Origin of the sequence: Streptomyces sp. NPDC101194 (genome assembly GCF_044767885.1) — a bacterium.
Taxonomy (GTDB): Bacteria; Actinomycetota; Actinomycetes; order Streptomycetales; family Streptomycetaceae; genus Streptomyces.
Map to the genome: position 1 here is coordinate 544,869 of NZ_JBIWOS010000003.1, position 25,772 is coordinate 570,640.

The following is a 25,772-nucleotide window of genomic DNA, read 5'->3' on the forward strand; positions in this document are numbered from 1 at the left end:
CATGCGCCTCCCGCCCCTCGTCCGTTCCGAGTTGTCGGTCGCCACCCCGCCCGAGGACCCTGCTACGGACCGGGTACGCCCGCCGCCGTGACCCCCTCGACCTCCATGCCGACCGGTGACAGCAGGAAGACGTTCCGGTCGACCCGGTGCATCCCGCTGCCGAGTCCGAAGACGACGCCGCTGGTGAAGTCCAGGATGCGCTTGGCCACATCCGTCTCCGCGCCGGTCAGATCGAGCAGCACCGGGACCTGACCGACCAGGTACTCCGCCACCTCCCGCGCGTCCGCGAAGACCTGGACCCGCAGCACGACGAGGCGCCGCTGTTCGGCTTCCGCTCTTTCGTCGGGGACCGTACGGTGATCGACCCTGGACGGCCACTCGTTGCGGCTGCGCAGAGGCACGACCTGGGCAAGCCCCTCCCACTGCTCGTCCGTGACGTCGTACCTGTCGTACCTGCTCACCGGACCACCCCGTCTGTGCTTCGGTCGGCGTTGCGCTCGCTGTTCATCGGGCAATTCTCTCGCCCCTCACCCGTTCGGCGTACCACCGACACGGTTCACGGGCTGATCGACACCGCCGACGGCTCGTCCGACGCACCGTCAGAGGCTTCGCGCCGGTCCGTTTCCGCCGTCATGTCGACGGGGGTGAAACGTACCGGAAGCCGCACCAGTGCGCGATGGAACGGTCCCGGCCGCCACTTCAGCCCACCGACCGGAACATCCAGTTCCACATCGCACAGCTGGCTGGTGAGCTGCTCGATCGCGGTCATGGCGATGAGCAGCGCCGGCTGTCTGGCGGGGCACCGGTGCGGCCCGGCCGACCAGGCCAGATGAGCGCTGGCCCCGGAGCCGACCCCGGGGGCCGAAAGACCGGGCGGGGACTGGCTGTTGGCGGCGGCGTAGGAGACCAGGAGCAGCTGGCCGGCGCGCAGGCGGACGCCGTGGAACTCCGTGTCGCGGCGAGGGTAGTGGGCCGCCAGATTGGCCAGCGGCGGGTCCTGCCAGAGGACCTCGTCGATCGCCTCGTGCGCCGTCATCGCGCCGCCGTGCAGCGAGCCGGTGTCACGCGTGTCGGTGAGCATGTGCAGCAGCGCGTTGCCGATCAGATTGGTCGTCGGATCGTGGCCCGCGCTCATGATCAGAGTGATCTGACGCACAGTCTCGTCATTGTCCAGACCGGCCGGGTGTGCGAGGAGGTACGAGGTGAGGTCGCGGCGCGGACGGGCGCGCCGGTCGGCGACGAGGCCGGTGACGACGTCGACGAGATCAGCGTACGCCGTGGCGGCGTCCTCGGCGGAGTTGAACATGCCGCCGATGCCGTTGACGATCCGTTCGCCGTCGCCGGGCGGCACGCCGAACCAGGTGACGAAAACGTGCAACGGGAGCCGCCGGGCGTACTGGGCGATCAGGTCGCCGCTTCCGGTGGCGGCGAATGCGCGGATGAGCCGCCGGGCGACCCGGGCGACCTCTGCCCGCAGGATGTGCGGCTCGATCAGCGCGAGGCTGTCGTTGATGGCTTCGCGGTAGCGGGCGTGCACGTCGCCGTCGCTGAAGAGCGCGGTGGGACGGTAGCCGAGCATGGGCAGGACCGGCGAGTCCTCGGGGACGGTGGCCTGCCAGGCGCGCGGGTCCTTGGTGAAGGTGTGGGTGTCGCGCAGCAGGTCGACGGCGGCCTGGTAGTCGGTGACCAGCAGGGCGTCGATGCCGGGGGCGAGCCGGACGGGGGCGAGAGGGCCGTGTGCGCGCAGGCGCCGGTAGTGGCTCTGCGGGTCGGCGGCGAAGTCCGGGCCGTACAACGCGAGGGGCTGCGGCGGCTGTACGGGCGACGTCATGACGGGTCCTTCGGCCGGGGCAATCGGGTCAGCACGTGTTCGGCCAACGCGATCAGCGCGTCGATACTGCCGCGGCGTTCGCGGGCGTCGCACTGCACGAGCGGGGTCTCGGGGGCGAGGTCGAGATGCTTGCGCAGGACCTCGTCGGTGTGCGCGGGGGCGTCGGGGAAGCGGTTGACGGCGACGGCGTACGGCAGCCCCTGCTCCTCGACCATGTCCATGACCGCGAAGGAGTCGGCGAGCCTGCGGGTGTCGACCAGGACGAGGGCGCCGAGCGCGCCGCGCGCGATGTCCTCCCAGAGCGGGAGGAACCGCTGCTGGCCCGGGGTGCCGAACATGTAGAGCACCAGGTCGTCCAGGACGGTGAGCCGGCCGAAGTCGATGGCCACGGTGGTCGTGGTCTTGTCCGGCAGCCCCGCGGTGTCGTCGAACCGGGTGCTGGACTGGGTCATCACCTCTTCGGTGTGGAGCGTGGCGATCTCCGACAGTGTGCGGATCAGGGTGGTCTTGCCCACGCCGAAGGGGCCCGTGACGACGAGCTTCATCAGGGTCCGGGCGGCCGGTGGCAGATAGCCGATGCCGGTACGGTCAGTGGAGGGAGCGGAGTCCAACGAGCAGCCTCTCGACGAGCGACCGGTCGATCTCCCCGGCGCTGGGGATGGGCGGTCGGGTGTGCAGGTGTCCGGCGGCCGCGAGGTCCGTGGCCAGGAAGACGGTGGCGCTGACCGGCAGGTCCAGGTGGGCCGCGCATTCGACGACGGTGAGCGCGCCCGGTTCGAGCAGCTCGCACAGCCTGCGCCGCTCCGAGCCGGTGTCCTGGGGCAGGTCCGAGCCGGTGCGTACGAGTACGGCGAGGCGGTCGAGGGCGGGACCGGCGGGCCGGGTCCGGCCGCCGGTGACCAGATAGGCGGGGATCAGACGGCGTCCGGGGCCGGGGGTCATGGCCGGGCGGTGGTGTCCGGTCGGCGGGCGGGTGTGTTCATGGCCCGGTTCAGGGCGGTGACCTGCACCTGCATCTGGTAGGCGATGTCGCCGAGCTTTGCTCCGGGTTCCGCGAACAGGGCGAGGGTGGTGTTGTTCCCGGCCGGTACGACGATGGCGAAGCCCTGGTCGGACTCGACGACCGTCTGGGCCGGGCGCGGCGCCTCGACGCCGGTGAAGGCCGTGGTGAACGCGCGGGCCGCGGCGTGCAGCGTGGCGGTCATGGCGGCGACCCGTTCGCCGGACGCCCGGTCCAGGCTCGGCGACGCGCCCTCGACGAGGCCGTCGCCGGTGGCGACCACCGCGTGCTGGACCCCGGGCAGCTCCAGCAGGGGGGTCAGCACCCAGGCGAGGTCACCGGTGGTGGGGGTGGGGGCGCTCACGTCTCGTCGTCTCCTTGGTCGTCGTGGTCGTCCGGATGGTGGTCGTCGGCTGCCGGTGCGGTCGGCCCGCCGGCGACGCTCCTGCCGTCGAGGGTGCCCTGTTGGAGTGCCGCCCAGGAAGCCTCGGCCTGTTCAGGTGTACGGGACACCCTTTCCCGGCCCCCGGTGTCGGCGGCGGACGCGGACCCGGCCGGGGCCGGCCGGGGCGACCGCCGGCGTCGGCTGGGCAGTTCGACGGGGTGCGGTGCGGGGGCGGGGTCCGGCTCGGCGGAGGCAATGACGGGGGCAGACCGGGATGCCTGGGCCTGCACCGGCCTCGGGGCGAGGGCGGAGAGGCCGTGCTCGTCCTCCAGCAGGGTCAGCAGATGGGCGGGGACGCGCAGGATCGTACGCATCCCGCCGAACGGCGACGCCTCGATGTGGCAGTGGAAGCCGTACTGCACGACGAGTCGGCCGACGACGGCGAAACCGGTCTGCGGTGGGTCGCCCAGCTCGGTCAGGAGCACTTCGGACGGACCGGCCAGCAGGGCGCGGGCCCGGTCGAGCGCGTCGTCGTCCATGCCGATGCCCGCGTCGTCGACGACCAGGAACGCGCCGCGGCCGCCGCTCTGCTGGACGGTCACCTGTACATCGGTGTCGGGGTGCGAGTACGCGGTGGCGTTGGCCAGCAGTTCGGCGAGCGCGATCGCGAGGGGTTCCGCGGCACGGGCGACGAGCGCGAGCCGTTCGTCGCGCAGGTGATTGGCGACCTTGATCCGTTCGTAGCCCGCGACCCGGGACTGGGCGCCGAGCACGATCTCCACCAGCGGCGAGTTCTGGCGGGCCAGGCCCGGCCAGGCGTCGCAGAGCACGGCGGTGGACTGGGTGCGCCGCAGCGCCAGTTCGTTGCGGAAGTCCAGCTGCAGGATCCGCGGGTCGTCGTACTCGTGCTGGAGCTCGTGCAACAGCTGCTGGGACTGGTTGAGCAGGGACTGGATCTTGGCGGAGGTGCCGCGCATCGCCGCGCGGGCGGCCGCGTCGACGCGGCCGCGCTCCTCGACGACCGCCGTGCAGGCCGCCTGTACGGCCTCGGTGAGCAGCCGGGCGGAATCGCCGTCGACCCCGCCCGCCTCCCGCAGTCCCGGAACCGGGGCGGAGGGGTGGGACAGGGCGAGCGCGGCGGCCGGTATGCGCTTGTGGGCCAGCTGCCGGATCTCCTCGGTGAGGGCGGCGGCGCGTGCCTCGGCGGACTTCGACTGCCGTTCGGCCAGCTCGGCGCGGGCCACGGCCAGGTGCTCCGAGCGCGCCGCGTTCTGCGCGCGGACCACTGCCGCCACGGCCGCAGCGACGGCGAGCACCGCCACGATCCATCCCATGCCGTCACCGCTTTTCTGTCGTTCGGATCGGTCTTCCAGCCCAAGCGGCGGCAAAAGCTCCGCCTACTGCTCCGCCGGACCGGCCGGCTCGGCGGACTGTTCCATTTCCTGGGCGAGCACGGCGACATCGGTCATCACCTGGAGCACTCCGGGCAGTTCGGTGTCGTCGAGCTGCCGGTACTCGCTGCCGATGGTCACCACCAGCCGTTCGGGGAGCCCGAGCTCCGGGTGGCGCCCCTCCTCGATGACCCGGCGGGCCGCCTCGAGCGCGGGGATCCCGGCCGCGTGGAAGGCGTGGGCGCGCTCGCGCACGTACTCCAGGTACACGATGTGATCGCGCACCCCGGCCGGGTCGAGGACGGGTCCGTGTCCCGGCACGATGATCTCGGCACCGGTGGCCAGGATCCGCTCGCAGGCCGCGATCACGTTGCTCAGCGGTCCCGCCCAGTGCACGGGATGGTCGCCGGGCCGGTCCGGTGTGGAGGAGAAGATGATGTCCCCGCTGAACACGGCGCGCTGCGCGGGCAGATGGACCATCAGGTCGCCGGTGGTGTGCGCGGACGGCAGGGCGGAGAGCTGGACCGGGTACTCCCCCAGGGTCAGTTCGAGCTCCCCGGTGAAATAGGTGGTCGGCTGCACCGGCTCGGTCCGCGACCAGTCGAAGGGGCCGAAGTGACGTCCGAGGTAGGCCCCGAGCACGGTGGCCCGGTCCCCGCCGGCGACGAGGGCGTGCTGCTGCTTCGGGGTGGGCTCGTAGTGGATGTGTTCCCGGGCCTCGCGGGTCGCGATGATCTCCGCGTCGGGGAGCACGCCCGCCCCCCAGAAGTGGTCACCGTTCGCGTGCGTGACGATCACCCGGTCGATGGAGACGCCGTCGGGCAGCCGCTTCACGGATTCGGCCAGGAACTGGCCGGCCAGCATGGTGTCGTAAGGGGTGTCGATCCAGAGGGCGCCGCGGGGCGAGACGAGCAGACCGCAGTTCGCCAGCCCCCAGCCCCGTTTCGGCGGGAGCCATGCGTACAGGCCCCGCCCCAGGTCAACGACGTCTCCACCGGTGATCGACATGGACGCGATTATGCCGACCGCGATCCGGCCATGCGTTCGAACTCGGCCATCACAAGGTCCCATTGGCGTGAAATCGCCGCTCTCGCCTCTCGGTACCGGCGGCTCGGTGACCCTGCGAGACCGGTACCCCGCACCCATACAGGGAATCTTTCGGATGAATGCCCCCAATTCACCCGGAGCCACCACTTGCCGCCCTGGTCACCTTCCGAGGCCCCACCAAACGGGAATGCGCCGATTACCCACCGAGCATGGCCGAAAACAATCGCACCGGGACCTCCGACGATGCCGTCCGACAACGCTGTCGCCGGAGGTCCCGGAACGTCTCCCGCCACTCCCTCAGCGGACCTGGCCGCGCTCGAAGTAGGCGACCAGCTCCGGGTCGAGAGCCGGCACGTCGTACGGCGCACCGCCCTCGCGCAGCGAGCGCGTCGCGAGAACACCGGCGGCGACACTCATCCGGGCGGCGACCGGCGAGGTGTCGGTGACGCCCCCCTCACGCACGAACCGGCAGAACTCCTCCATGATCCGGGTGTCCCCGCCCCCGTGCGAACCGCCGGCGTCCGGCACCCGGTAGGTGATGTCGGCGTCGCCGCGGTATCCGCTGGGTCCGGTGTTCCAGACCTTGACCTCGTCACCGGGGCCGTCACCGAAGTTCTCCAGACGGCCCTCGGTGCCGATGACGGTGTAGTTCCGCCAGTAGTCCGGGGTGAAGTGGCACTGCTGGTAGGCGGCCACGACGCCGTTGTCGAGCTGCATGTTCATCACCGAGACGTCCTCGACGTCCACGACGTGGTGCAGGTCCTTGCGGGCCGTCGGCGGCCAGTCGAACTCGCGCAGCCAGTTCGCCGGGCGCGGGGTGTCCGGCTCGCGGCGCGGCAGGTCGCCGTAGACGAGGAGGTCGCCGAGCGCGTTGACACGGCGGGTGTAGCCGCCGGCCAGCCAGTGCAGCACGTCGATGTCGTGGGCGGCCTTCTGGAGCAGCAGTCCGGTGGTACGGGTCCGGTCGGCGTGCCAGTCCTTGAAGTAGTAGTCACCGCCGTAGCCGACGAAGTGGCGCACCCACACGGTCCTGGGCTCGCCGATGTCGCCGCGGGCGATGATGTCGCGCATCAGCCGCACGACACCCATGTGGCGCATGTTGTGTCCGACGTACAGCCGGGTTCCGGTCTCGTACGCGGCACGCAGGATGTTGTCGCAGCTCTCGACGGTGATGCCGAGCGGCTTCTCGACGAAGACCGCCTTGCCGGCCCGGAGTGCGTCGATGGCGATCGTCTCGTGGGTGTCGTCCGGGGTGGCGACGATGATCGCGTCGAGGTCGTCCCGGTCGAGGAGCTCCTTGTAGTCCTCGACCGCGACATCGGTGCCGAAGCGCTCGGCCTCGCGCCGCCGCACCTCGGGGTCGAGGTCGCAGACGGCGGTGATCGCCGAACCCTGTCCGGGGTGGTGGGCGGACATCGCGATGGAACGGCGCAGGCCGAGCCCGATGACGCCGAGTCGCAGGTCTGACACGGTGGTCCCTTCTCTCTGTAACTGGTGGTGCGGGCGTGTGCGCGGTGATGGAGCGGACGGGCCGTACCGGTGGGTGCGGCACTGTCCGCGGTGGTGCGCGGCCGGGACTACTTACCGGCGAGCGAGGCCTCGTACTCGGCGCGCATCTTGTCACCGCCGCCGGAGCGCCACTTGCGCAGCTCCTCCTTGTAGGCGGAGATCGGCTTGCGGCCCGCGATGATGTCCTTCTGGACGTCGCTCATCGCCGTGGTGAGCGAGGCGCCCTTGCCGGTGTACGTGTCGGAGAAGTGGCCGCTGACCGGATTCGACTGGTTGATCTTGAGCAGCTCCTGCTGCCAGCCGTGGATCCGGCCCGCCAGCTCCCCCTTGCCGGGCAGGTAGATGTACTCGGGACCGGCGGCCAGGAAGGCGAGCGGCATGGCGGTGGTGACCGCCTCGGCGTTGCCCTTGTCGGTGAGCTCGACGTCGCCGGCGGACGTACGCGTGAAGTGCTTGCCCTCGATGCCGTTGTCGAGGAAGAGCCGCTCCTCGGTGCCGAAGGGCGCGGCCAGGTAGTCGAGCACGCCCAGCAGCATCTTGACCCGCTTGTCGTCGGCCTTCTTGCTGATGGCGGTGTAGCCGACGGAGCCGTATCCCATGCTGTACCGCGGGTTCGCACCGGACTTGGCGGCGAAGGGCACGACGACCCCGAACGGGAAGTCGTACGTCTTGACGTCCACGAGGAAGCTGGGGAAGGACTGCACATAGGCGCCCAGCGAGCCCTGCGCCATCTTCTCCATGGTGGTGGAGAGATTGGGATCGGGCCAGAAGAGACCTGCCTTGGCCACCTCGACGCCGAACGCCAGGGCCTCCTGGTACTCCTCGGTCTCGTACATGTGGGTGAGCTTGCCGCCCTCCAGCCGCCAGCCCGCGGGGGCGCCGAACCACTGGCCGAACATGCCGACATGGTTCACGTACGCCGGCTCCAGGACGTACTTGTTGCGCTTCGCGTCGAGAAGCTCCTTGCCCTTGGCGAGAAAGTCCTCGGCGCTGGTGAACTCGGCTCCGCCGACCGGCTTCCAGAAGTCCTCGTTGACGACGTAGACCTGGCCCATGGAACCGTAGGCGACGGTGACACCGCGGATCTTGCCGTTGATCACGGCGGTCTTCCAGGCGGTGGTCGGCAGGTTCGCCAGGTTGGGGTAGGCCTTGACCGCGTCGCCGGACAGATACGGCGTGAGGTCGTGGAACTTGGCGTCGAGCAGTTCGGGCACACGCTGGATGCCCTGGTTCGGGGGGAACCAGACCAGGTCGGGGATGTCACCGCTGGCCATCATGGCGTTGAACTTGGTGAGGTAGGCGTCGACGCCCTGGTCGACGACGATCGTCATGTCGAACCGCGCCCCGAGACGCTTGTTCAGCTCCTGCCAGTAGGCGTTCTTGGCCTGCGGCGGCGCGGGGGTGGTGAACGTCTCGGTGAGGGCCGTGATGCGGCTGCCGTCGCCGGGCGCCTTGGCCACGGACCTGGTGAGCTTCTTCGGGTAGCGCAGATACGTGGCGTCCAGCCCGGCCGCGTTGCCCGCGAGGTCGGCCGGAGCGGTCTGCGCGGCGACGTACGTCGGGAGCTTCAGCTTGGCGGACGCCTTGGCTCCGCCCTTGCTGACGGTGGCGCCGCTGCCGCACGCGGTCAGGGACGTCAGGCCGGCCACGGTCAGGCCGGCGATCCCCGCCGCGCCCATGAAACCGCGCCTGGACAAGTGGGTGGACATGGGGGTGCTCCTTGAAGTGTGTGAAGTGCGTGGGGCAATGTCCGGGTGGGCGGATCAGCCCTTGATCGCCCCGGTGAGGACGCCCTTGACGAAGAACTTCTGCAGGAAGGGATAGACGCAGAAGATGGGCACGATGGCGATGATCAGTACGGCCATCTGCAAGGAGGTCGCGGGCGGCACCGCGTGGACGCCCATGGCCTGTGCGTTGATGCTCTGGCCGTTGAGGACGTAGCTGCGCAGGATCACCTGGATGGGGAACTTGCTGGAGTCGTTGAGGTAGAGGACCGCGTTGAAGAAGCTGTTCCAGTAGCCGACCGCGTAGAAGAGGCCGACCACGGCGAGGACCGCCTTGGAGAGCGGGAGGACGATCCGCAGCAGCACGGTCAGCTCACCCGCGCCGTCGATCCGCGCGGCGTCGTACAGCTCCTCGGGAATGCTCTGGAAGAACGAGCGCACGACCACGATGTTGAACGCGTTGAGCAGTACGGGAAGGATCAGCGCCGCGTAGGTGTCGAGCATCTTGAACTGCTGGACGGCCAGGTACGTGGGGATGATGCCCGGCGCGAAGAGGAACGTGCCCAGCACCAGCAGCAGGATCGGCTTGCCGAGTACGGTGCCGGGACGTGAGGTTCCGTAAGCGATCATCACGGTGCACGCCAGGCTCAGCGCGGTGCCGATCAGCGTGATGCAGATGGAGACCAGGGCGGCCTGGGTGACCACTCCGCCGGAGAGGATGACCCGGTAGGCCTCCAGCGTCGGGTGCTTGGGCAGCAGGACGTAACCGCCGTTGGCATTGAGCTCCTCGCGTCCCGCGAGGCTGGTGCCGATGGCGAGGACGAACGGATAGAGGACGATCACGGTCAGGACGACCAGTGCGGCCGCCTTGGCACCCTGCCCGTACCAGTGGGGTCGCTCCATCCACGGCGGGCGGCCGGAGGAGGCACTGCGGCGCTCACCGCCGCGGGGGCCGAAGCGGGCGGTTCGCAGCCGTGACGCAAGGGTCTGCTGACTCATCGGTACACTCCCTGCTCACCGAAGCGGTGGGCCAGCTTGTTGGCGGCGAGGATGAGGGCGAATCCGATGACGCCCTTCATGAGACCCGCGGCCGTACTCATCCCCCAGTCGCCGTCGATGACGCCGTGGAAGTAGACGTAGGTGTCCATGACTTCGGAGGCGTCCGGACCGACGGCGTCGCGCTGCAGGATGATCTGCTCGAAGCCGACCGAGAGGATGTCGCCGAGGCGGAGGATCAGCAGCATGAGGATCACCGGCCGGATGCCCGGCAGGGTGATGTGCCAGATCCTGCGCAGCCAGCCGGCCCCGTCCATGGCGGCGGACTCGTACTGCCCCATGTCGATCGAGGCGATGGACGCCAGGAAGATGATCGTCCCCCAGCCGCAGTCCTTCCAGATGGCCTGGGCGGTGATCAGCAGCTTGAAGGTGCCCGGGTCCGTCATCACATTGCCGATGTTGACCCCGTGCTCCATCAGGAGCGTGGTGACGGAACCCGCGCCGCCCAGCACCTGCTTGAACATCGCGACCACGACGACCCAGGACAGGAAGTGCGGGAGGTACACGACGGTCTGGATGAACCGCTTGATCCTCTCGCTGATGAGCGAGTTGAGCAGCAGTGCCAGCGCGATCGGCGCGGGGAAGTAGAGCAGCAGCTGGATCGCGGTGATCTGCAGGGTGTTGGAGACCGCGCTCCAGAAGTCCGGTTCGGCGAGCAGCGCGGTGAAGTTCGCGAGCCCGACGAACGGGCTCTGCTTGAAGCCCAGGAACGGCTGGTAGTCCTGGAAGGCGATGACGTTGCCCGCGAGCGGCAGGTAGAAGAAGAGCGCGAAGTACAGCACCCCCGGCAGGCAGAAGAGCAGCAGCGCTCTGTCCCGCTTGAGACGGTGCCGGAGCGGCTGCCGTATTCGTATGTCTTTGCGCTTCTTCCCGGCGGGTTGATCCGCGTCGTCGCGGTCATGGGGCTGCGGCACAGGCGACCGCACGGCCGAGACCGGCGCATCTGCCATCGTCACAGGCACCTCCAGGGCTGATGGAGCAAGGGAGTGTCCCGCGCATCCACGGAGGCGGCCCGCACCATCGTGGGTGTGGCCTGCGCTCCTTCGCGGCAACAGGCACATAGTTCACGACGGTGCACCTGGATGGCAAGACTTGTTCATTTCGCAGAGGTAACGAACATCTATTGACATAGAAAAAGTTTCACAGCGAGCTCGGGAGGCGCACCGAGCGACCACACAAGATCCGAAATAGGGCACAGAAGCGGCACAGAACTGGCAGCGAACAGCCCATCAGGGAGCCTGGCCGTCCAGGTGGGTTCCGACCATAGGGCGATCATTGGTGCTCGATCGTGCACTGAAGATCAGCTCTAGCGACATTCTCAAGCAGGCGCAGTCGGCGCAGACGAGCCCCTTCCGCCGCCCCGCCCCGCCCCGCCCGGCTTCGGCACACGCGCACCAGAACGGCGGGCCGCCACCTCTCGGTGACGGCCCGCCGTTGGGACGAGCGGTTCAGACGGCGATGACGGTGACGCCGGCCTCCGTGAAGCGGGCGGTCGCCTCGGGCGTGATCCCCTTGTCGGTGACCAGGAAGTCGACCTGCCCGAGATCGCAGACCCTGGCGAAGGCCCGCTTTCCGATCTTCGAGGAGTCGGCCGCCACCACCACCCGTTGCGCCTGCTCGGCGAGCAGGCGGTTGATGCTGGCCTCACCCTCGTGGTGGACGTAGGCTCCGCGCTCGGTGTCGATCGCGTTGACGCCCAGCACGGCGACGTCCAGCGTGATCTCGCCCAGCACCCCGCTGGCCAGCGGACCCGTCAACTCGTACGACTGCGGCCTGGCCACTCCGCCGGTCACCACGATCTTGATCTGCGGCCGGATCACCAGCTCGTTGGCGATGTTGAGGGCATTGGTGACAACGGTCAGGGTCGGCTGACCGCCCATCCCCGCCGCGGTGTCACCGACGACGTCGGAGCGCACCGCCAGCGAACGGGCCACCTCGGTCAGTGTCGTGCCCCCGGTCAGTCCCACCACCTCGCCCACCGCCACCAGCTCGGACACGGCGCGGCCGATGGCCTGCTTCTCCGGGGCGTGACGGCCGGTCTTGTAGCGCAGGGCCAGTTCGTAACTGACACCGTGCGCGACCGCGCCGCCGCGGGTACGCGTGAGCAGCTGCTGCTCGGCGAGCTGGTCCAGGTCGCGGCGGATGGTCGCGGCCGACACATCCAGCGTGGCGGCGGCGTCCTCGACCTCGACCCGGCCGTTCTTACCGACAAGCTCCAGCAGCGCGTTCCACCGGGCATCCCTGGACAAGAGAACTCTCCTTACGAACCCGGGCTTCGGGCACCCATCCCCTTGGGTACGGTCACCGGACACGCGCAAGCGTCGCACAAGGCTCCGCCGAGTCAAGCCTCCTGCAAGAAGAATGCTTGATAATGCTCGTACATCGCGTATACCGTGCGTAAACGAGCATCCCACTATGGATACGGAGTGCAAAAGTGTCATTTGTCGAGATCGAGACGGCCAGTCAGCCGGAGTGCTGGCGCCGCGCCGCCGAGCTGGCCCAGACCCAGGCGGCCGCGCTGCCCGCCACCGGTGAGCGCATCGCGGTCGTCGGCTGCGGCACCTCGTTCTACATGGCCCAGGCCTACGCCGCGCTCCGCGAGGCGTCCGGTCAGGGCGAGTCCGATGCCTTCGCCGCCTCGGAGTTCCCCTTCGGACGCGGCTACGACCGCGTCGTCGCCCTGACCCGCTCGGGCACCACGACCGAGGTGCTGGAACTGCTCGACCGGCTCCGTGGTGACACCCGCACCGTGGCTGTCACCGCCGACCCGAACACTCCGGTCATGACGTCCGCCGACGATGTCGTCGTGCTCGATTTCGCCGACGAGCAGTCCGTCGTGCAGACCCGGTTCGCCACCACCCTGCTCACCCTGCTCCGCGCCCACCTCGGTCTGCACACCGACGCCGTGGTCCGCGACGCGGAGACCGCGCTGGCCGAGCCGCTGCCCGAAGGCCTGCTGGAGTGCACCCAGTTCACCTTCCTCGGTCGTGGCTGGACGGCCGGGCTCGCCAACGAGGCCGCGCTCAAGATGAAGGAGGCGTCGCTGTCCTGGACGGAGGCGTACCCCGCGATGGAGTACCGCCACGGCCCCATCAGCATCGCCACCACCAACACCGCGACCTGGATGTTCGGCTCCGCCCCCGAGGGCCTTGCCGAGCAGGTGCTCGCGACCGGTGCCCGCTGGGTGGAGAGCGACCTGGACCCGCTGGCCGAGCTGGTGCGCGTCCAGCGTCTGGCGATCGCCCGCGCCGCCGCCCGTGGCCTGGACCCGGACAACCCGCGCCACCTGACCCGCTCGGTGGTGCTCGCGGACGCCTGACCGCCCGATGGACATCGTCGAGCGCACGTTCAGCGATCCGGGCGGGAGCGCTCACGAGAGTGCCCGCGAAACCCCTCACGGAGCCCCTCACCCGGGCGTTCGCGAGGGGTTTCTCGCCATGCCCGCGCACGGCCCGGTCCGGGACGGCGGAGTCGGGGTGCTCGTCCTCTCCGGGTCCAGCGGGCGCATCGAGGACGAACGGTGCCGCATCCTGGCCCGGGAGGGCGTGACGGCCCTGTCGATCCGTTGGTTCGGCGGGCTCGGGCAGCCGCCCGGCATCTGTGAAGTCCCGCTGGAGACCTTCGCGCCCGCCATCGAACTGCTCCGCGCCGGCGGCGCCCGGCGGATCGGTGTCCTGGGCGTGTCCAAGGGAGCCGAAGCCGCCCTGCACCTGTCCGTGCTGCTGCCCGGCATCGACGCCGTGGTGGCGCTCTCTCCCACTTCGACGACCTGGGCGAACGTCGGCCCCGGCCGGGACGGCCGGGACCGCCCGCAACGGTCTTCCTGGACCTGGCGGGGCGAGCCGCTGCCGTTCGTCCCGCTCGACGAATCCTGGACACCGGCACCCGCGCGGCCGACAGGTGTTCCGGTGGCCGTCCGAGGCTGGTACGAGCGCAGTCGGCGGACGTTCGCCGACCGCGTCGGCGCGGCGACGATCACGGTGGAGAAGTCCACCGCCGACCTCGTCCTCGTCGCAGGCGGCGACGATGCGATGTGGCCCTCGCTGCCCGGCGCCGAGGAACTGGCCGCCCGCCGCCGGACGGCCGGCCTGCCGGTACGGTTGATCAGCAGCCCCGATGCGGGCCACCGCCCACGGTTTCCGGGCGAGAGTCCGGCTCCCGTCTCCGCTTCGTTCCTGTACGGGGGTTCACCCGCGACGGACGCGGCGCTCGGGACGGCCGCCTGGCCCCACGTACTCGACGCAGTGCGCGGCGGACGCCCGAGCCCCTGATACGCATGCCGCCGACGGGGCGGACGGCGGACGGGGCGTCAGGCGGAAGACGCGGGTGTGCGGGGGCCGACGGACGTCCCGGCCCCCTGCCCCCGCACCAACGGCGCCGACCCGGTCAGGACTCCTCGAAGTAGGCGTCCAGAACCGCGTCGAGTTCCTCCTCCCACCGCTTGAGGTCACTCCTGACGGGTGCTTCGACCTCGGCGTTGAACCATCGACGGGTCGACATGTGGACCGTGACGGTGAACCGACGGCCGAACCGGGGGGTCTTCACCTCGACCGCGCCGATCTCGTCCCAGCCGAACTCGGCCTCCTGGTCGTCCAGCCGGAACGTGACGCCGCCACGGTCCGCGGTGATCGACCCGCGACGGTCGCTCACCTCGAATGCGGGGCCCTCCTCCGCCTCCTTGTCGTCGGCCGCCGCTTCGGCAGCGGCCTCCCCGTCGGCTGCCGCGTCCTCGGACACGGTCGTGACGACGGCGTCGTCGGGGGCGACCGCACCGGGGGTCCGCTCCCCCGTCCGTTCCTGGTCTGTCTGCTCCTCGTCCGTGTGCTCCTGGCTCGTCTCCGGTTCGCTCGTGTCACGCTTTCCGGCAGTGACGGGGGCCGTGAGACCAGGGATGTACGCCGGGTCTGTCCCTGCGGCGTACCCGGGCTGAGTGTTGGGATCTATGCGCTGCTCCACGGCGGGCAGTATGGCCGACGAACCTGTACGAGACCAGTGACCACCGCGCCGTACACCCGTCTCCCCGTGCGGGAACCTCCTGACGCACCCTTGAACGCTCGCGATCACGCGCCCGGAAGTGTCTCGGCACGCCGCTCGGAACACGTCTTCGGCCAGGGCTTCGGGACCCTGTCACCGTCCCCGCGCGGCCAGAAGCTCCGTCACCCGGTCCAGCGGGAGCGCGGGGACGTGATGGCCGGCCCGGCCGGTCATCGATCGGGCGCCGGTGAGCACGTTGAGCACCGCCTCCTCGACCGACTCGACCACCGCGCCGTAGAAGGGATCCATCCGGCCCCAGGGGACGAAGCGCATCGACTCGTACGGCGCGCTGCCGTCGTTCTCGGGAAACGTACTGGTCAGCGCCGACGGGTTGGCCGTCGAGAAGGCCAGGAAGAGGTCGCCGGAGAAGTGGCTGCCGGTGGTGCCGGTGCGGGCGAGGCCAAGCGTCACCCGACGGGCCAGTGCCTTGCACTGCCCCGGCAGCAACGGCGCGTCGGTCGCCACCACCACGATCACCGAGCCCGCGCCGGGCGGCACCGGGCGCTCCCCACCGGGCGCCGGTCGGGCCGCGGGCGCCTCGACCGGATCGGACAGCGCGCGCCCGACCGGGACGCCGGCCACGACCAGTTCGCTCCGTGCGCCGAAGTTGGCCTGCACGAAGGCGCCGACGGTGTACCGGTCCTCGCCGTACTCCACCACCCGTGAAGCGGTCCCCGAGCCGCCCTTGAAGCCGTAGCAGCGCATGCCCGTTCCGCCACCGACGCACCCCTCCTCGACCGGACCGGAGGCCGCGGCCTCGATCGCGGCCGCCGCATGGCCGGGCTCCACGGCCGAGCCGTGGATGTCGTTGAGGTGCCCGTCCCAGGTCTCCGTGACCACGGGCAGCAGCCACTCCGGCGCCATGCCTCCGCAGTTGGCACGCACCCAGTCGACCACGCCCCGGTGCACCGGTCCGACCGCGTAGGTGTTGGTGATGACCACAGGAACGGCGAGCGAGCCGCTCTCCTCGATCCAGGTGGTCCCGGTCATCTCGCCGTTGCCGTTGAAGGAATGCCAGCCGGCCGCGCAGGGCGTGCCCACGCCGTCGCGGCCGCGCGGCAGGAGCGCCGTCACCCCGGTGCGCACGTCATCGCCCTCGACGAGGGTGACGTACCCGACCTCGACACCGGGCACGTCCGTGATCGCGTTCCACGGTCCCGGCTCCCCCGTCAGCGGAATGCCCAACTCACGTGCGCGCTTGCGGTCCTGGCTCATGCCTTGTCGGCTCATGCGGTCTCGGCTCATGCGGTCAGAGATTACGGGCACACCCACGCGTGCGACGAGGCACCGTACGGCGCCGCCCGCCGGCCGCGCCCCGGACGACGCGTCGGACGACCGGCATCCGTTCCCGCGGTGTCCTCACATGTGACCCCGGGGTGTGCCCGCCGTCCTGCACCACGGTGGTGAGGACGCCGGCCGCTCGGCTACCCGACGGGTGCCTCCGCCTCGTTCGCCACGGCGATCGTGGTCGCCACGAGACCGTCCGCGACCAGCCAGCGGCCACGGAAGGCCATGGGGGCGGCAGTTGCCCCGGTGGCCGGGTCCGCCACCGGGGCGGAGATCAGCAGTTCGGCGGTGAAGGTGCCGTCCCGACGGAGCACTATGTCGGCCTGCTCGAAGCCGAGCCAGCGGTGGGTGAGCGGGAACCACGCCTTGTAGACGCTCTCCTTCGCACTGAACAACAACCGGTCCCAACGGATCTCGGGGGAGGTCTCACGCAGCTCGCGTTCCCGCTGCCGCTCCGTCGCGAGGGCGATGGTCTCCAGCACCCCGACAGGCAACGGGTCATGCGGTTCGGCATCTATGCCGACCGTGAGAACATCCGCCCGGTGGGCGACCACGGCGGCCCGGTAGCCGACGCAGTGGGTCATGCTTCCGACCACGCCCCGCGGCCATATCGGCGCCCCGCGCTCGCCCTTCAGGATGGGGACGGGTGCGAGCCCGAGCTCACCGAGCGCGCGCCGGGCACACCACCGTGCGGTGATGAACTCCTTGCGCCGGGACTCCACCGCATTGCGGATCAGCTCTTCCTCACCGGGGAAGAGCGAGGCCTCGGGCGGATCGGAGAGCGCCTCGGCCACGGTCACCCGGGACGGCAGAATTTTCTCGATCATGTTCTCCCTCGCACCGCCGGTCGATCCATCCTCCACGTCTTCCCTGAAGCCTGCCCAAGGAATGCGCGGTTCTTGACGTGTCGGCGGTGCTTCGGCCGATCGTCTCCCGGCGGGGAATCCGTCCGCACCGGACCACTTCATGACGAACCGGACCGGTGGCCCGCCGACGTGCCGCTGGACGACGATGTCACAGGGCGGTGCACTCGATGTCGGTTCAGGACCAAAGGCTCCGGTTTCGTCTCGCTCGGCCCGGCCGACGGATCTGCGCGGCACAGAGCGACGCCGGGCCAGAGCGACGACCGCCCTCGGGCGCGGCGTCAGCACACGGTGGGCCTCTCGGGACCAGGACGTATGCGATCAGGGCACTTCGGAGCCGTAGCGGGCCGGCAGCACCATTGCGTCGAACGCCTGCCACAGCTCGCACGACGCGATTCGCACGGCCGGGACCTGCCGCCGCATCAGCCCTTCCGGCCGTCACGCACGGGGACAATCGCCCCGAGCCGGAGCGAACCGGGCGGGGAGAGCTCCGTCGGTGCCACGGCCGACATTGCGATCCTGTGGCGCCCCGGCGTCACCGCCCCCTCTCACCCCTGCACCCGGAAGCCGGTTCGACCGGGCACGCAAAGCGGAGGCAAAGCGGCGCCACTCCGACCGATCACGGGCACCCCATCAGGCTGACCTCGTGTTTTACCCGTCAGCGCGACATGGCACCGTGGCTGAAAATGCACCTCCCGTCGATCTTCTTGGGAACTGCTTTACCTTCCGGGGTAGTTCTGCTGACAGTCGCGCCCGCGGCACTCCGCCGAACAGGCGGGGCAGTGTACTCACAGGAGGCAGCAGTGGTCCCGATCGACCTGGACAAGGTGCTCGACAAGGCATACGCGGACAAGGACCTGTCCACGATTCTCTCAGCCCCGGTCTCCGCTCTGAAGGGCGTGTCGGACCGTCAGGGAGAGCTCCTTCGTGAGGCATTCGGGATCAAGACGGTGGCAGATCTGGCCAACCTGAAGTACGCCCGCTGGGCCCAGACGCTCGCCGCACTCGACGCCGCCGCCAAGTAACGCTCCGCCCCACCGTCGCCGGGCCCGCCGGCCAGGAGCGAGGCGGCCCGGCGTATCGGCACACCTGAGTACAGACCCACATGAAGGAGCGGACGCCACCATGGTGTTCAAGAAGCTGCTGGGAGCCATCGGAGTCGGTGGTCCATCGGTCGACACGGTCCTGGACCCCGGCCCTGTCCTGCCCGGCGGCCCCCTGACCGGTCGCGTTCATCTGCGCGGCGGCCAGGCTGATGTGACCATCGAGCAGATCACCCTCGATCTGGTCGCCCAAGTGGAGGCGGAGAGCCACGACGGGGAGGAACACGGCGCAGTCGTCTTCGACCGCGTCACGGTCGGCGGTGGGTTCCGGCTCGCGGAGGGGGCCGATCAGACGGTCCCGTTCTCTCTCACGCTGCCGTGGGAGACACCCGTCACCCGTCTCCACGGGCAGCCTCTCGGGGTGATCCTCGGAGTGCGGACCGAGGTGGAGGTGGGCGGAGCCAGGGACAAGGGCGACCTCGACGCTCTCGACGTGGGGCCGCTTCCCGCACAGGAGGCAGTCCTCGAAGCGTTGGGGCAGTTGGGTTTCGGGTTCAAGTCCGCCGATCTGGAACTGGGCCGCATCCACGGGACCGGGCAGCGGCTGCCCTTCTACCAGGAGATCGAACTCTCCCCACCCGCGCACCACGCGCATGCGGTCGATGAGATCGAGGTGACCTTCCTCGCGTCGCCCGACGGTGTCGAGATCGTCATCGAGGCCGACCAGCGCGGCGGCCCCTTCTCCGAAGGCCACGACGCCGTCCACCGTTTCGCCGTCTCCCACCAGGCCGTGGGCCACACGGACTGGATCGCCGAGGTCGACTCGTGGATCAAGCAGATCGTGGCCCGCCACGGCTCGCACGGCGGCTTTCCCGGCGACCCGTACTCCGCCTCGTACGGACAGACCGGGCACCACGACGCGCACCACTCCGAGTTCCACCACGGCACGCACCACGGCGATGAGCACCGGCGCTCCGGCCCCGGCACGGGTGCGGTGGTCGCCGGCGTCGCCGCGGGCGTCGCGGTCGGGGTCGTCGGCGGCATGATCGCCGCCGAAGTCGTCGACGAGATCGGTGACGCCTTCGAGGACGAGGAGAGCGAGGGCGACGACGAAGGGTGAGCCCACCGTCCACCGGCTTGCGGTGGGCCCGTCGTCGATCGTTCCGTCGGCTGCTCAGCCGCGGAGCACGGCCTGCCCAGGAACCGCCGCAAAGGCGCGTGCCGTGGCACGGATCGGCATCGCCGTCGTCGGTGGCGACGGCGGTTTCACCGGCCCGGCAAGCCTCGCCCGGGAAGCCCGGCACACGCGTCCGATCTCCGACGCCGCACGGGTTCGCCGGCCCCCTCCCGGGCCCGGCGGCTCCTGCCGCCGGCCCGGGGGTCCGGTGCGCGTCGCCGGACTGCCGCGCCGCCCGGCGGCATCGCAGTGCCGGTGCGCCCGCCGTCCGCCCTCCGCGGGTTCGGCGGAAGCCGTCCGTCGCCGCGGCGGTGAGCCCGACCGCCGGTTCGACGGAGGCCACGCGTCGACGCAACGAGAGCCTGCCGCCGATTCGACGGATGCCGTCCGCCGGTGCGGCGGCTGTCGGCCGGGGGTTCAGCGAAGGCCGTCGAAGTCCCCGCCGACCGTCAGGGTCACCGCGCCGAAAGCGGCAGCGGCGTCCTGGGTCGCTCGTGTTCCCGGCAGCCGGGAGGCCAGCACCTTCGCCTGCCGGTCGAGGCCCTGCGGATACGTCACCGCCGTCCTGGGCGTGTCCTGGGGGGCGTTGCCCGTGCCGATGACCGTGTAACCCGCCGTACGCAGGGCTTCCGCGACCTCCGCGGCCCGCCCCTGCTTTCCTGTCCCGTTGAGTACGCGTACCTGGATCGTGGCGGCGTAGACGGGGTTCTTGCCTTCTGCCTCCAGCGACTTCTTGTCGACTTCCTTGTCCTTGGCCAAGGAAGCGAAGAGATCCGCTGCCTGGGGGTACTGCCAGACGACATTGGCCTTGTCGGTGGGCACATCCGCCTCGCGGGCGTAGTTCGGCACGGTCAGGAAGGTCAGCCGGTCGCCGGGGATGCCCTTGAGTTCGGAAGCGAGCGCGGCGATCGGCGTGACCCCGGCAAGTTCCTTGTCCGTGGTCAGTGACTTGGTGGCCGAGTTGAGGAAGCCGTACAGGGCGGTCGGGCTGGTCAGCTTCTTCTGCGCCTTGGCCACCAGCGCCTCCATGAATTCCTGCTGACGGCCTATTCTGCCGAGGTCGGAGCCGTCCCCCACGCTGTAGCGGGTCCTGACATAGCCGAGGGCCTTCTCGTCCTTGACCGTCTGGCATCCCGCTTCCAGATCGAGGTGCGCCTTCTCGTCGTGGATCGCCGTCTCGGGACAGACCTCTATGCCGTCGAGGGCGTTCACCATGCCTTTGAAGCCCTGGAAGTCGATCGACATGAAGTGATCGATGCGCAGGCCGGTGTTCTGCTCGACGGTCTTGATGGTGCAGGCGGCCGCCCCGGCGACGTCGCCGCTGGTTCCGCCGACGGCGAAGGCCTCGTTGATCTTGAAGTGGTGCGGTGTGGACCGGGTGCCGTTGCCCCGGTCGCATGCCGGTATGCCGACCCATGAATCCCGCGGGAGGGAGACGACGGTGGCCCATTTCCGGTTGGCCGCCACGTGCATGACCATCAGGGTGTCCGACTGCATGGTGGTCAGGCCCTTGCCGTACTTCCCGTTGTCGCCGGCACGGGAGTCGGAGCCCACCACCAGGATGTTCTTGGATCCGGGACTCATGTTGGCCGGCCGGTCGGCGCCGAGCTTGTCGTCGATGTCGGCGGAATGGATGTTCCCATTGAGGTTCTGGTAGATCCAGGCACCTGCGCCACCGGCGACCAGGAGCAGCACCACCAGGGCGACGCCGCCGCGGACGACGAACTTGCCCCGCCTGGTGAGCCGCCCCCGTGCATTCTCGTCGGCCCTGCGCCCCGCCCTGCCGCGCGGTTTCCTGCGTTCCTTGCTCACGCTGTCCCTCCGCCCGGCCCATCGGCCGCTCGCCCACCACTGCCTCGTCCACCGCGACTTGCGGTGGACGAACCCTACATACATGTAGAGAAGAGCTGCTCCCGGCCTCCCCCGAGAAGAGGCCGTTGCCGGGCCGGCCGCACGCAGAAGCGGCACGACTGTGTCATCACAACGGGGTCGCCGCTTCGAGTACGAGGAAGAGGGCGAAGGCGGCGTTGAGCGAGGACAGCGTGGACACGGCGGTGCCCGCCGCCGCGAACAGGGCCGCGATGCCGGTCGCGGTGAGCGTCGGAGGCCAGCCGCGGTCGGGCGGAACGGGCCCCAGCAGCGCGGCGACCCGGCGCGGGACGGGTCCGGAGACGGCAAAGGCCGCGACGGTCGGCGAGACGGCCCGGTGGGAGATCAAAGCCGCCTTGCCGACGGCGCGAGCCGTGGTCCGCCGGTCGCCGGTGACCCGCGCGGCCTCCTCGTCCGCCCAGCGTTCGGTGCTGTAGGCGACGGCGGCCCGCAGCGGGCGCAGCAGCGGGTTCGCCCCGCTCGCGAGCTGGGCGGCGAGCAGCAGTCGATGGTGGCGCCCCGAGAGGTGCGCGCGTTCGTGTGCGAGCAGCGCCCGCTGCTCGGCCTCGTCGAGGCACGCCAGCATGCTGGTGGACACCATGATCCGGCCGGGTGCGCCGGGCAGCGCGTAGGCGTACGGCACGGCGTCGGGCAGGACGGCGACCTCGGCCCGCGACGGCAGCGCGGCGAGGACCCGGTGGGCGCGGGACCGGAAGCGGAAGTGACGGTACACGGTGACCGCCCAGGCCGCGGCCACGGCCGTCAGCGCGACGATGGCCGCCTTGCCGGCGAACCTGTCGTGCGGGACGGCCTCGCGCACCTCGTCGTCGGACCAGCCGTCGGGCAGCGGGTTTCCGGCGAGCTGGGCCGTGCCGACGACCATCAGCAGTCCCAGACAGACCGTGCTGCACGACGCGAGGATCACCGCCACGGTGGTCAGCAGACGGGCTGCACGCCGTGGGTGCAGATGCTGCTCGGCCAGACGTGCGATCGGCAACGCGGTCAACGGCAGGACCAGGGGCAGGAAGACGAAGACGCCCATCGCTCAGCTCCCCGGTTCGGCCGGCGGTGTTCCGGGCGCCGGTGGCGCGCTCTCGTTGAGCAGCGACCGCAGCAACTCCTCGTCGTGCGAGGAGAGTGCCGAGACGAAGCTGGACAGCACCGCGTCGCGGTCGTCCTGTTTGTCGAGGAGCCTGCGCATCCGCAGAGCCGTGAGCCCGGCCTCGTCCGTCGCGACCGGTCGCCACAGGACCGGACGCCCGGAACCGGTGCGCGACACGGCCTTCTTCTCGTGCAGCCGGGTCAGGATGGTGATGACGGTGCTGTACGAGAGATCGCCGTCGAGTCGCTCCTGCACCCAGCTCGCGGTGACCGGCGTGCGGGCGTCGCCCAACACGGACAGCACCAGGGCTTCGAGCTCTCCCTGACCCCGCCTGCGGGCACGCTGCCCCTGCCGCCCGTCCTCCTCTGCGGTCACGACGCGGTCCCCTTCCCGTACGGTCGCCCGCTGTGCCGGGCGACGGGGCATCGTACCGACCGTCGCAGGCGGTCCGTCCACGCCGTCCGGACAACTGCCACTCGCCAACTCTACAGTGTTGTAGATTTCAGTCTGCTGTCACAGAGCGCCCGGACGGTGACCGTCCGGGGCCGATGCCGTGAAGAGGGAGAAACGCTGTGGGTGTGAGCCTCGCCAAGGGCGGAAACGTCTCACTGACCAAGGAGGCGCCCGGACTGACCGCGGTGCTGGTCGGTCTGGGCTGGGACGTCCGTACGACCACCGGAACGGACTACGACCTGGACGCCAGCGCGCTGCTGTGCGACGCGTCCGGCAAGGTGCTCTCCAACGCGCACTTCGTCTTCTACAACAACCTCAAGAGCCCCGACGGCTCGGTCGAGCACACCGGCGACAACCTCACCGGCGAGGGCGAGGGCGACGACGAGATCGTGAAGGTCGACCTCTCCGCCGTGCCCGCCGAGGTCGCCAAGATCGTGTTCCCCGTCTCCATCCACGAGGCGGAGGGACGGGGCCAGAGCTTCGGACAGGTCCGCAACGCCTACATCCGGGTGGTCGACCAGGCGGGCGGGGCCGAGATCGCCCGCTACGACCTCAGCGAGGACGCCTCGACCGAGACCGCGATGGTCTTCGGCGAGCTGTACCGCAACGGTGCCGAGTGGAAGTTCCGCGCAGTCGGCCAGGGGTACGCCTCCGGCCTGAGCGGCATCGTCGCGGACTTCGGCGTCAGTCTCTGAACACGGCGCGTCGTGCGACGCGCCCTCCCGTGAGGACGGCGGCTCCGTGACCGTCGACCCGCGGCGCTCCGGGCCCGGTTGACGGTCGGCCACCATCGGCGGCGACGGCGGGCGCGCCTCCGGGACCGGATGCCGTCGTTCACTGCCCGCCCTGAGGGCGGGCACGCCGTCGCCGCCGCGAAGGCCCAGGACAACGAATCACACGAATCGGGGGATGGAATGGACCGGTCGTTTCCACTGCGGGACGAGGACGGAGCCGACTACGCGTCAGCTCTCGACGACGTCATCGGGTCGGCGGAGATCCGGCGCCTGCTGACCCGGTCCGGCATCGGCGCGGACCAGTTGCGCCTCAGAGGTTTGGCGGCCGGCCCCCATGTGGCGTCGGCCGCCGAATCCGAGTACCGGTCGTACACGGACCTGCGAACCCGGCTCCAGGGCCGTGGGCCCGCGGATCGGGCGGTGCCCCTTTCGGGGCCGGGTCACCAGGAGGACACGGGCGCGGGCCTGGTGCCCGTTCTGGCGGTGCTCACCCCGGTGCTCGCCGCCGTCGCCGCGGCCACGTTCCTTCTCCTCGGGTACGTGCTCCGGCTCTCCGGCAGCGTGCCCGCCATGGCCGGCACGCTGATCGGGGCGGGTTGGATCAGCCTCGGCGTCGCCGCGCTCACCGCCGCCTTCGGCATCCTCGCGCTCTACCGGACCGCCGTCGCCCACCGGGAACCCCGTACGAGCGGCGGGGCGGTGCGTTCTCCCGGCCTCGACGCCGACCTCGATCGGGCCAGGGAGTCGTGGCTCCGAGCCCTGCGCCACAACGGCATCCGGCCGTTCCTCGTCGAGCAGCTCGCGCAGGAGCCCGCGACGCCCGAGCCCGGCCGGAGTGCGGACACCGGCCGACGGCCCCGCTTCAGCAGTCCGGACTTCAGCAGTCCGGATTTCGGCCGCCCGGACTTCAGCAGTCCGGACTTCGTCGGCCCGGACTTCAGCGGACCGCACCTCCCCGGCACACGGCACCCGTGATGCCTCCGGGTGGCCCCGCGCCCACGACATGGGCCACCCCTGCTCCCCGACTCAGGCGACGTCGACGCCGTAGTCGACAGCGATACCGGCCAGACCGGATGCGTAACCCTGGCCGATCGCGCGGAACTTCCATTCGCCGCCCCTGCGGTACAGGGCGCCGAAGACCATCGCCGTCTCACCCGCGGCGTCGTAGGAGAGTTCGTAGCGGCACATCTCACGGCCGGTGAGGTTGTCGAGCACGCGAATGTAGGCGTCCTCGACCTGTCCGAAGTTCTGGCCGCGGTTCTGGGCGTCGTGGATGGAGACGGTGAAGACGATCTGTCCGGTCTTCTCGTCGAGCCGGTCGAGATCGACGAGGAGCTGCTCGTCGTCGCCGTCGCCCTCTCCGGTGGTGTTGTCGCCGGTGTGCCGCACCGCCCCGTCCGGGCTGGTGAGGTTGTTGTAGAAGACGAAGTGCCGGTCGGAGACGACCTTCTGGTCCGGTCCGCAGATGATCGCGGACGCGTCGAGATCGAAGTCCGTACCGCCGACCGGACGGGCGTCCCAGCCCAGGCCGACCGTGACGTCCGCGAGCGGGGTGCCGTCCTGGTTCAGGACGACGTTCTGACCCTTGGTGAGACTGACGCCCAACACCACTTCTCTCCTTCGACACACGCCGACGATGCGCCCACCGGAACAACAGGGCTCCGCCGGACGCGTAGTGAATCCACCATATTCAAATATTGCGCAATCTTTAAAGTCACCACGGGGAGGCGGCCCCCGACGCGGATGCGGCGACCGCCCTCGGGGCCGCCGTTCTCGACGAGGCCCCGGGGCGGACCGCACACGCGGGTCACGGACCGGCTTTTGGCGCCACGAGCGGCATACGCCCGCAACCGGGGCCCACCCGCACCGGTCCCGTACGCGCAGACCCAGACGGAGACACAGACGGAGACGCAGACGGCAGCGCCGTACACGCACCGCCGCGCCCCCATCGCACGAACCCACCTCGCCGCGGACACGCGACGCTCAGTGGCGCTCGGCGCCGTTCTCCGCCACCGGACGGGCCGAGGCGGCGTCGCCCGGGGCCGACCGGATGATCCTCGGGGCCGGCGGTTCGGGGGCGTCGGTCCCGGAAGCGGCCGACGGGGATTCCCCCTCCTCCTTCATGGCCTTGGTCTCGCTCTTCAGGATGCGGAGCGACTTCCCCAGCGCCCGTGCGGTGTCGGGCAGTTTCTTCGAACCGAACAGCAGGACGATCACGAGCCCCAGGATCAGCAGATGCCAGGGCTCCAGCGCGTTACGGAACACTC

26 protein-coding genes are annotated in these 25,772 nt (G+C 70.2%); 6 read left to right on the forward strand and 20 right to left on the reverse strand.

What is annotated here, in order from left to right; translation table 11 throughout:
* Positions 1-62: 62 nt before the first annotated feature.
* The 12 genes from ACIRP2_RS15470 to ACIRP2_RS15525 all read right to left on the reverse strand — a co-directional run bounded on the left by ACIRP2_RS15470 (position 63) and on the right by ACIRP2_RS15525 (position 12,192).
* The gene (locus tag ACIRP2_RS15470) at positions 63-461 is read right to left on the reverse strand and encodes a cell division protein SepF (RefSeq protein ID WP_404250393.1); all 399 of its coding nucleotides are present in this window, start codon (positions 459-461) and stop codon (positions 63-65) included.
* Positions 462-556: 95 nt separating this feature from the next.
* A complete protein-coding gene (locus ACIRP2_RS15475; protein WP_404250395.1) occupies positions 557-1,831 on the reverse strand; it encodes a cytochrome P450 in 1,275 nt (424 codons plus the stop codon).
* Complete coding sequence (locus ACIRP2_RS15480) at positions 1,828-2,442, reverse strand: GTP-binding protein (protein ID WP_404250397.1); 615 nt, start codon at positions 2,440-2,442, stop codon at positions 1,828-1,830. The genes ACIRP2_RS15475 and ACIRP2_RS15480 overlap by 4 nt, the downstream gene beginning before the upstream one ends.
* Entirely contained in the window at positions 2,420-2,773 is a 354-nt protein-coding gene (locus ACIRP2_RS15485; protein WP_404250399.1) for a DUF742 domain-containing protein, read from the reverse strand. Before ACIRP2_RS15485 ends, ACIRP2_RS15480 begins: the two co-directional genes overlap by 23 nt.
* Positions 2,770-3,195, reverse strand: coding sequence for a roadblock/LC7 domain-containing protein (locus ACIRP2_RS15490; RefSeq protein WP_404250401.1), 426 nt, complete (start codon positions 3,193-3,195; stop codon positions 2,770-2,772). The genes ACIRP2_RS15485 and ACIRP2_RS15490 overlap by 4 nt, the downstream gene beginning before the upstream one ends.
* Positions 3,192-4,550, reverse strand: coding sequence for an ATP-binding protein (locus ACIRP2_RS15495; protein WP_404250403.1), 1,359 nt, complete (start codon positions 4,548-4,550; stop codon positions 3,192-3,194). Before ACIRP2_RS15495 ends, ACIRP2_RS15490 begins: the two co-directional genes overlap by 4 nt.
* A 63-nt stretch (positions 4,551-4,613) precedes the next feature.
* Positions 4,614-5,615: an MBL fold metallo-hydrolase gene (locus ACIRP2_RS15500; RefSeq protein WP_404250405.1), complete on the reverse strand. Its 1,002-nt coding sequence runs from the start codon at positions 5,613-5,615 to the stop codon at positions 4,614-4,616.
* A gap of 336 nt (positions 5,616-5,951) precedes the next feature.
* A complete protein-coding gene (locus ACIRP2_RS15505) occupies positions 5,952-7,124 on the reverse strand; it encodes a Gfo/Idh/MocA family protein (protein ID WP_404250407.1) in 1,173 nt (390 codons plus the stop codon).
* 107 nt (positions 7,125-7,231) lie between these two features.
* A complete protein-coding gene (locus tag ACIRP2_RS15510; RefSeq protein WP_404250409.1) occupies positions 7,232-8,872 on the reverse strand; it encodes a hypothetical protein in 1,641 nt (546 codons plus the stop codon).
* A gap of 54 nt (positions 8,873-8,926) precedes the next feature.
* Positions 8,927-9,886, reverse strand: coding sequence for a carbohydrate ABC transporter permease (locus tag ACIRP2_RS15515; RefSeq protein ID WP_404250411.1), 960 nt, complete (start codon positions 9,884-9,886; stop codon positions 8,927-8,929).
* Positions 9,883-10,893: an ABC transporter permease gene (locus ACIRP2_RS15520; protein WP_404250413.1), complete on the reverse strand. Its 1,011-nt coding sequence runs from the start codon at positions 10,891-10,893 to the stop codon at positions 9,883-9,885. Before ACIRP2_RS15520 ends, ACIRP2_RS15515 begins: the two co-directional genes overlap by 4 nt.
* A gap of 498 nt (positions 10,894-11,391) precedes the next feature.
* A complete protein-coding gene (locus ACIRP2_RS15525) occupies positions 11,392-12,192 on the reverse strand; it encodes a DeoR/GlpR family DNA-binding transcription regulator (RefSeq protein ID WP_093899008.1) in 801 nt (266 codons plus the stop codon).
* A 185-nt stretch (positions 12,193-12,377) separates the two neighbouring features.
* Here ACIRP2_RS15525 and ACIRP2_RS15530 point away from each other — a divergent pair, with 185 nt between their 5' ends.
* Positions 12,378-13,262, forward strand: coding sequence for an SIS domain-containing protein (locus tag ACIRP2_RS15530; RefSeq protein WP_404250415.1), 885 nt, complete (start codon positions 12,378-12,380; stop codon positions 13,260-13,262).
* A 118-nt stretch (positions 13,263-13,380) separates the two neighbouring features.
* Entirely contained in the window at positions 13,381-14,214 is an 834-nt protein-coding gene (locus ACIRP2_RS15535) for an acyl-CoA thioester hydrolase/BAAT C-terminal domain-containing protein (protein ID WP_404250417.1), read from the forward strand.
* A 115-nt stretch (positions 14,215-14,329) separates the two neighbouring features.
* Here the strand turns inward: ACIRP2_RS15535 and ACIRP2_RS15540 are convergent, their stop codons facing one another.
* From ACIRP2_RS15540 to ACIRP2_RS15550, 3 genes are all read right to left on the reverse strand, one after another.
* Positions 14,330-14,899 (reverse strand): hypothetical protein, encoded by a 570-nt coding sequence (locus tag ACIRP2_RS15540; RefSeq protein WP_404250419.1) that lies wholly within the window; start codon positions 14,897-14,899, stop codon positions 14,330-14,332.
* Between the two features lie 171 nt (positions 14,900-15,070).
* Positions 15,071-16,192, reverse strand: coding sequence for a P1 family peptidase (locus ACIRP2_RS15545; RefSeq protein WP_404250845.1), 1,122 nt, complete (start codon positions 16,190-16,192; stop codon positions 15,071-15,073).
* Positions 16,193-16,401: 209 nt separating this feature from the next.
* Positions 16,402-17,091, reverse strand: coding sequence for a 4'-phosphopantetheinyl transferase (locus tag ACIRP2_RS15550; RefSeq protein ID WP_404250421.1), 690 nt, complete (start codon positions 17,089-17,091; stop codon positions 16,402-16,404).
* A gap of 839 nt (positions 17,092-17,930) precedes the next feature.
* Here ACIRP2_RS15550 and ACIRP2_RS15555 point away from each other — a divergent pair.
* Both ACIRP2_RS15555 and ACIRP2_RS15560 read left to right on the forward strand, forming a co-directional pair.
* Complete coding sequence (locus ACIRP2_RS15555) at positions 17,931-18,152, forward strand: hypothetical protein (protein ID WP_404250423.1); 222 nt, start codon at positions 17,931-17,933, stop codon at positions 18,150-18,152.
* A 100-nt stretch (positions 18,153-18,252) separates the two neighbouring features.
* Positions 18,253-19,290, forward strand: coding sequence for a sporulation protein (locus tag ACIRP2_RS15560; RefSeq protein WP_404250425.1), 1,038 nt, complete (start codon positions 18,253-18,255; stop codon positions 19,288-19,290).
* A 474-nt stretch (positions 19,291-19,764) separates the two neighbouring features.
* Here the strand turns inward: ACIRP2_RS15560 and ACIRP2_RS15565 are convergent, their stop codons facing one another.
* The 3 genes from ACIRP2_RS15565 to ACIRP2_RS15575 all read right to left on the reverse strand — a co-directional run bounded on the left by ACIRP2_RS15565 (position 19,765) and on the right by ACIRP2_RS15575 (position 22,693).
* Complete coding sequence (locus ACIRP2_RS15565; protein WP_404250427.1) at positions 19,765-21,159, reverse strand: LCP family protein; 1,395 nt, start codon at positions 21,157-21,159, stop codon at positions 19,765-19,767.
* Positions 21,160-21,325: 166 nt separating this feature from the next.
* Positions 21,326-22,258 carry a M56 family metallopeptidase gene (locus tag ACIRP2_RS15570; RefSeq protein WP_404250429.1) on the reverse strand — a complete coding sequence of 311 codons (933 nt, stop codon included), beginning with the start codon at positions 22,256-22,258 and terminating at the stop codon, positions 21,326-21,328.
* 3 nt (positions 22,259-22,261) lie between these two features.
* Positions 22,262-22,693: a BlaI/MecI/CopY family transcriptional regulator gene (locus tag ACIRP2_RS15575; protein ID WP_404250431.1), complete on the reverse strand. Its 432-nt coding sequence runs from the start codon at positions 22,691-22,693 to the stop codon at positions 22,262-22,264.
* Between the two features lie 197 nt (positions 22,694-22,890).
* Here ACIRP2_RS15575 and ACIRP2_RS15580 point away from each other — a divergent pair, with 197 nt between their 5' ends.
* Positions 22,891-23,466 (forward strand): TerD family protein, encoded by a 576-nt coding sequence (locus tag ACIRP2_RS15580; RefSeq protein ID WP_404250433.1) that lies wholly within the window; start codon positions 22,891-22,893, stop codon positions 23,464-23,466.
* Between the two features lie 219 nt (positions 23,467-23,685).
* Positions 23,686-24,480 (forward strand): hypothetical protein, encoded by a 795-nt coding sequence (locus ACIRP2_RS15585; protein ID WP_404250435.1) that lies wholly within the window; start codon positions 23,686-23,688, stop codon positions 24,478-24,480.
* 51 nt (positions 24,481-24,531) lie between these two features.
* On the opposite strand, the gene ACIRP2_RS15590 is transcribed toward ACIRP2_RS15585, so the two are convergent.
* Positions 24,532-25,110, reverse strand: a complete 579-nt coding sequence (locus ACIRP2_RS15590) for a TerD family protein (protein WP_404250847.1) — start codon at positions 25,108-25,110, stop codon at positions 24,532-24,534.
* 378 nt (positions 25,111-25,488) lie between these two features.
* A complete protein-coding gene (tatA, locus tag ACIRP2_RS15595) occupies positions 25,489-25,770 on the reverse strand; it encodes a Sec-independent protein translocase subunit TatA (protein ID WP_404250849.1) in 282 nt (93 codons plus the stop codon).
* Between the last annotated feature and the right edge of the window lie 2 nt (positions 25,771-25,772).

Bases quoted from the DNA above. Each gene is read 5' to 3' on its own strand.
- ACIRP2_RS15475 (WP_404250395.1), bottom strand. From the start codon at position 1,831: ATGACGTCGCCCGTACAGCCGCCGCAGCCCCTCGCGTTGTACGGCCCG.
- ACIRP2_RS15485 (WP_404250399.1), bottom strand. From the start codon at position 2,773: ATGACCCCCGGCCCCGGACGCCGTCTGATCCCCGCCTATCTGGTCACC.
- ACIRP2_RS15495 (WP_404250403.1), bottom strand. From the start codon at position 4,550: ATGGGATGGATCGTGGCGGTGCTCGCCGTCGCTGCGGCCGTGGCGGCA.
- ACIRP2_RS15500 (WP_404250405.1), bottom strand. From the start codon at position 5,615: ATGTCGATCACCGGTGGAGACGTCGTTGACCTGGGGCGGGGCCTGTAC.
- ACIRP2_RS15510 (WP_404250409.1), bottom strand. From the start codon at position 8,872: ATGTCCACCCACTTGTCCAGGCGCGGTTTCATGGGCGCGGCGGGGATC.
- ACIRP2_RS15515 (WP_404250411.1), bottom strand. From the start codon at position 9,886: ATGAGTCAGCAGACCCTTGCGTCACGGCTGCGAACCGCCCGCTTCGGC.
- ACIRP2_RS15520 (WP_404250413.1), bottom strand. From the start codon at position 10,893: ATGGCAGATGCGCCGGTCTCGGCCGTGCGGTCGCCTGTGCCGCAGCCC.
- ACIRP2_RS15535 (WP_404250417.1), top strand. From the start codon at position 13,381: ATGCCCGCGCACGGCCCGGTCCGGGACGGCGGAGTCGGGGTGCTCGTC.
- ACIRP2_RS15545 (WP_404250845.1), bottom strand. From the start codon at position 16,192: ATGAGCCAGGACCGCAAGCGCGCACGTGAGTTGGGCATTCCGCTGACG.
- ACIRP2_RS15550 (WP_404250421.1), bottom strand. From the start codon at position 17,091: ATGATCGAGAAAATTCTGCCGTCCCGGGTGACCGTGGCCGAGGCGCTC.
- ACIRP2_RS15560 (WP_404250425.1), top strand. From the start codon at position 18,253: ATGGTGTTCAAGAAGCTGCTGGGAGCCATCGGAGTCGGTGGTCCATCG.
- ACIRP2_RS15570 (WP_404250429.1), bottom strand. From the start codon at position 22,258: ATGGGCGTCTTCGTCTTCCTGCCCCTGGTCCTGCCGTTGACCGCGTTG.
- ACIRP2_RS15585 (WP_404250435.1), top strand. From the start codon at position 23,686: ATGGACCGGTCGTTTCCACTGCGGGACGAGGACGGAGCCGACTACGCG.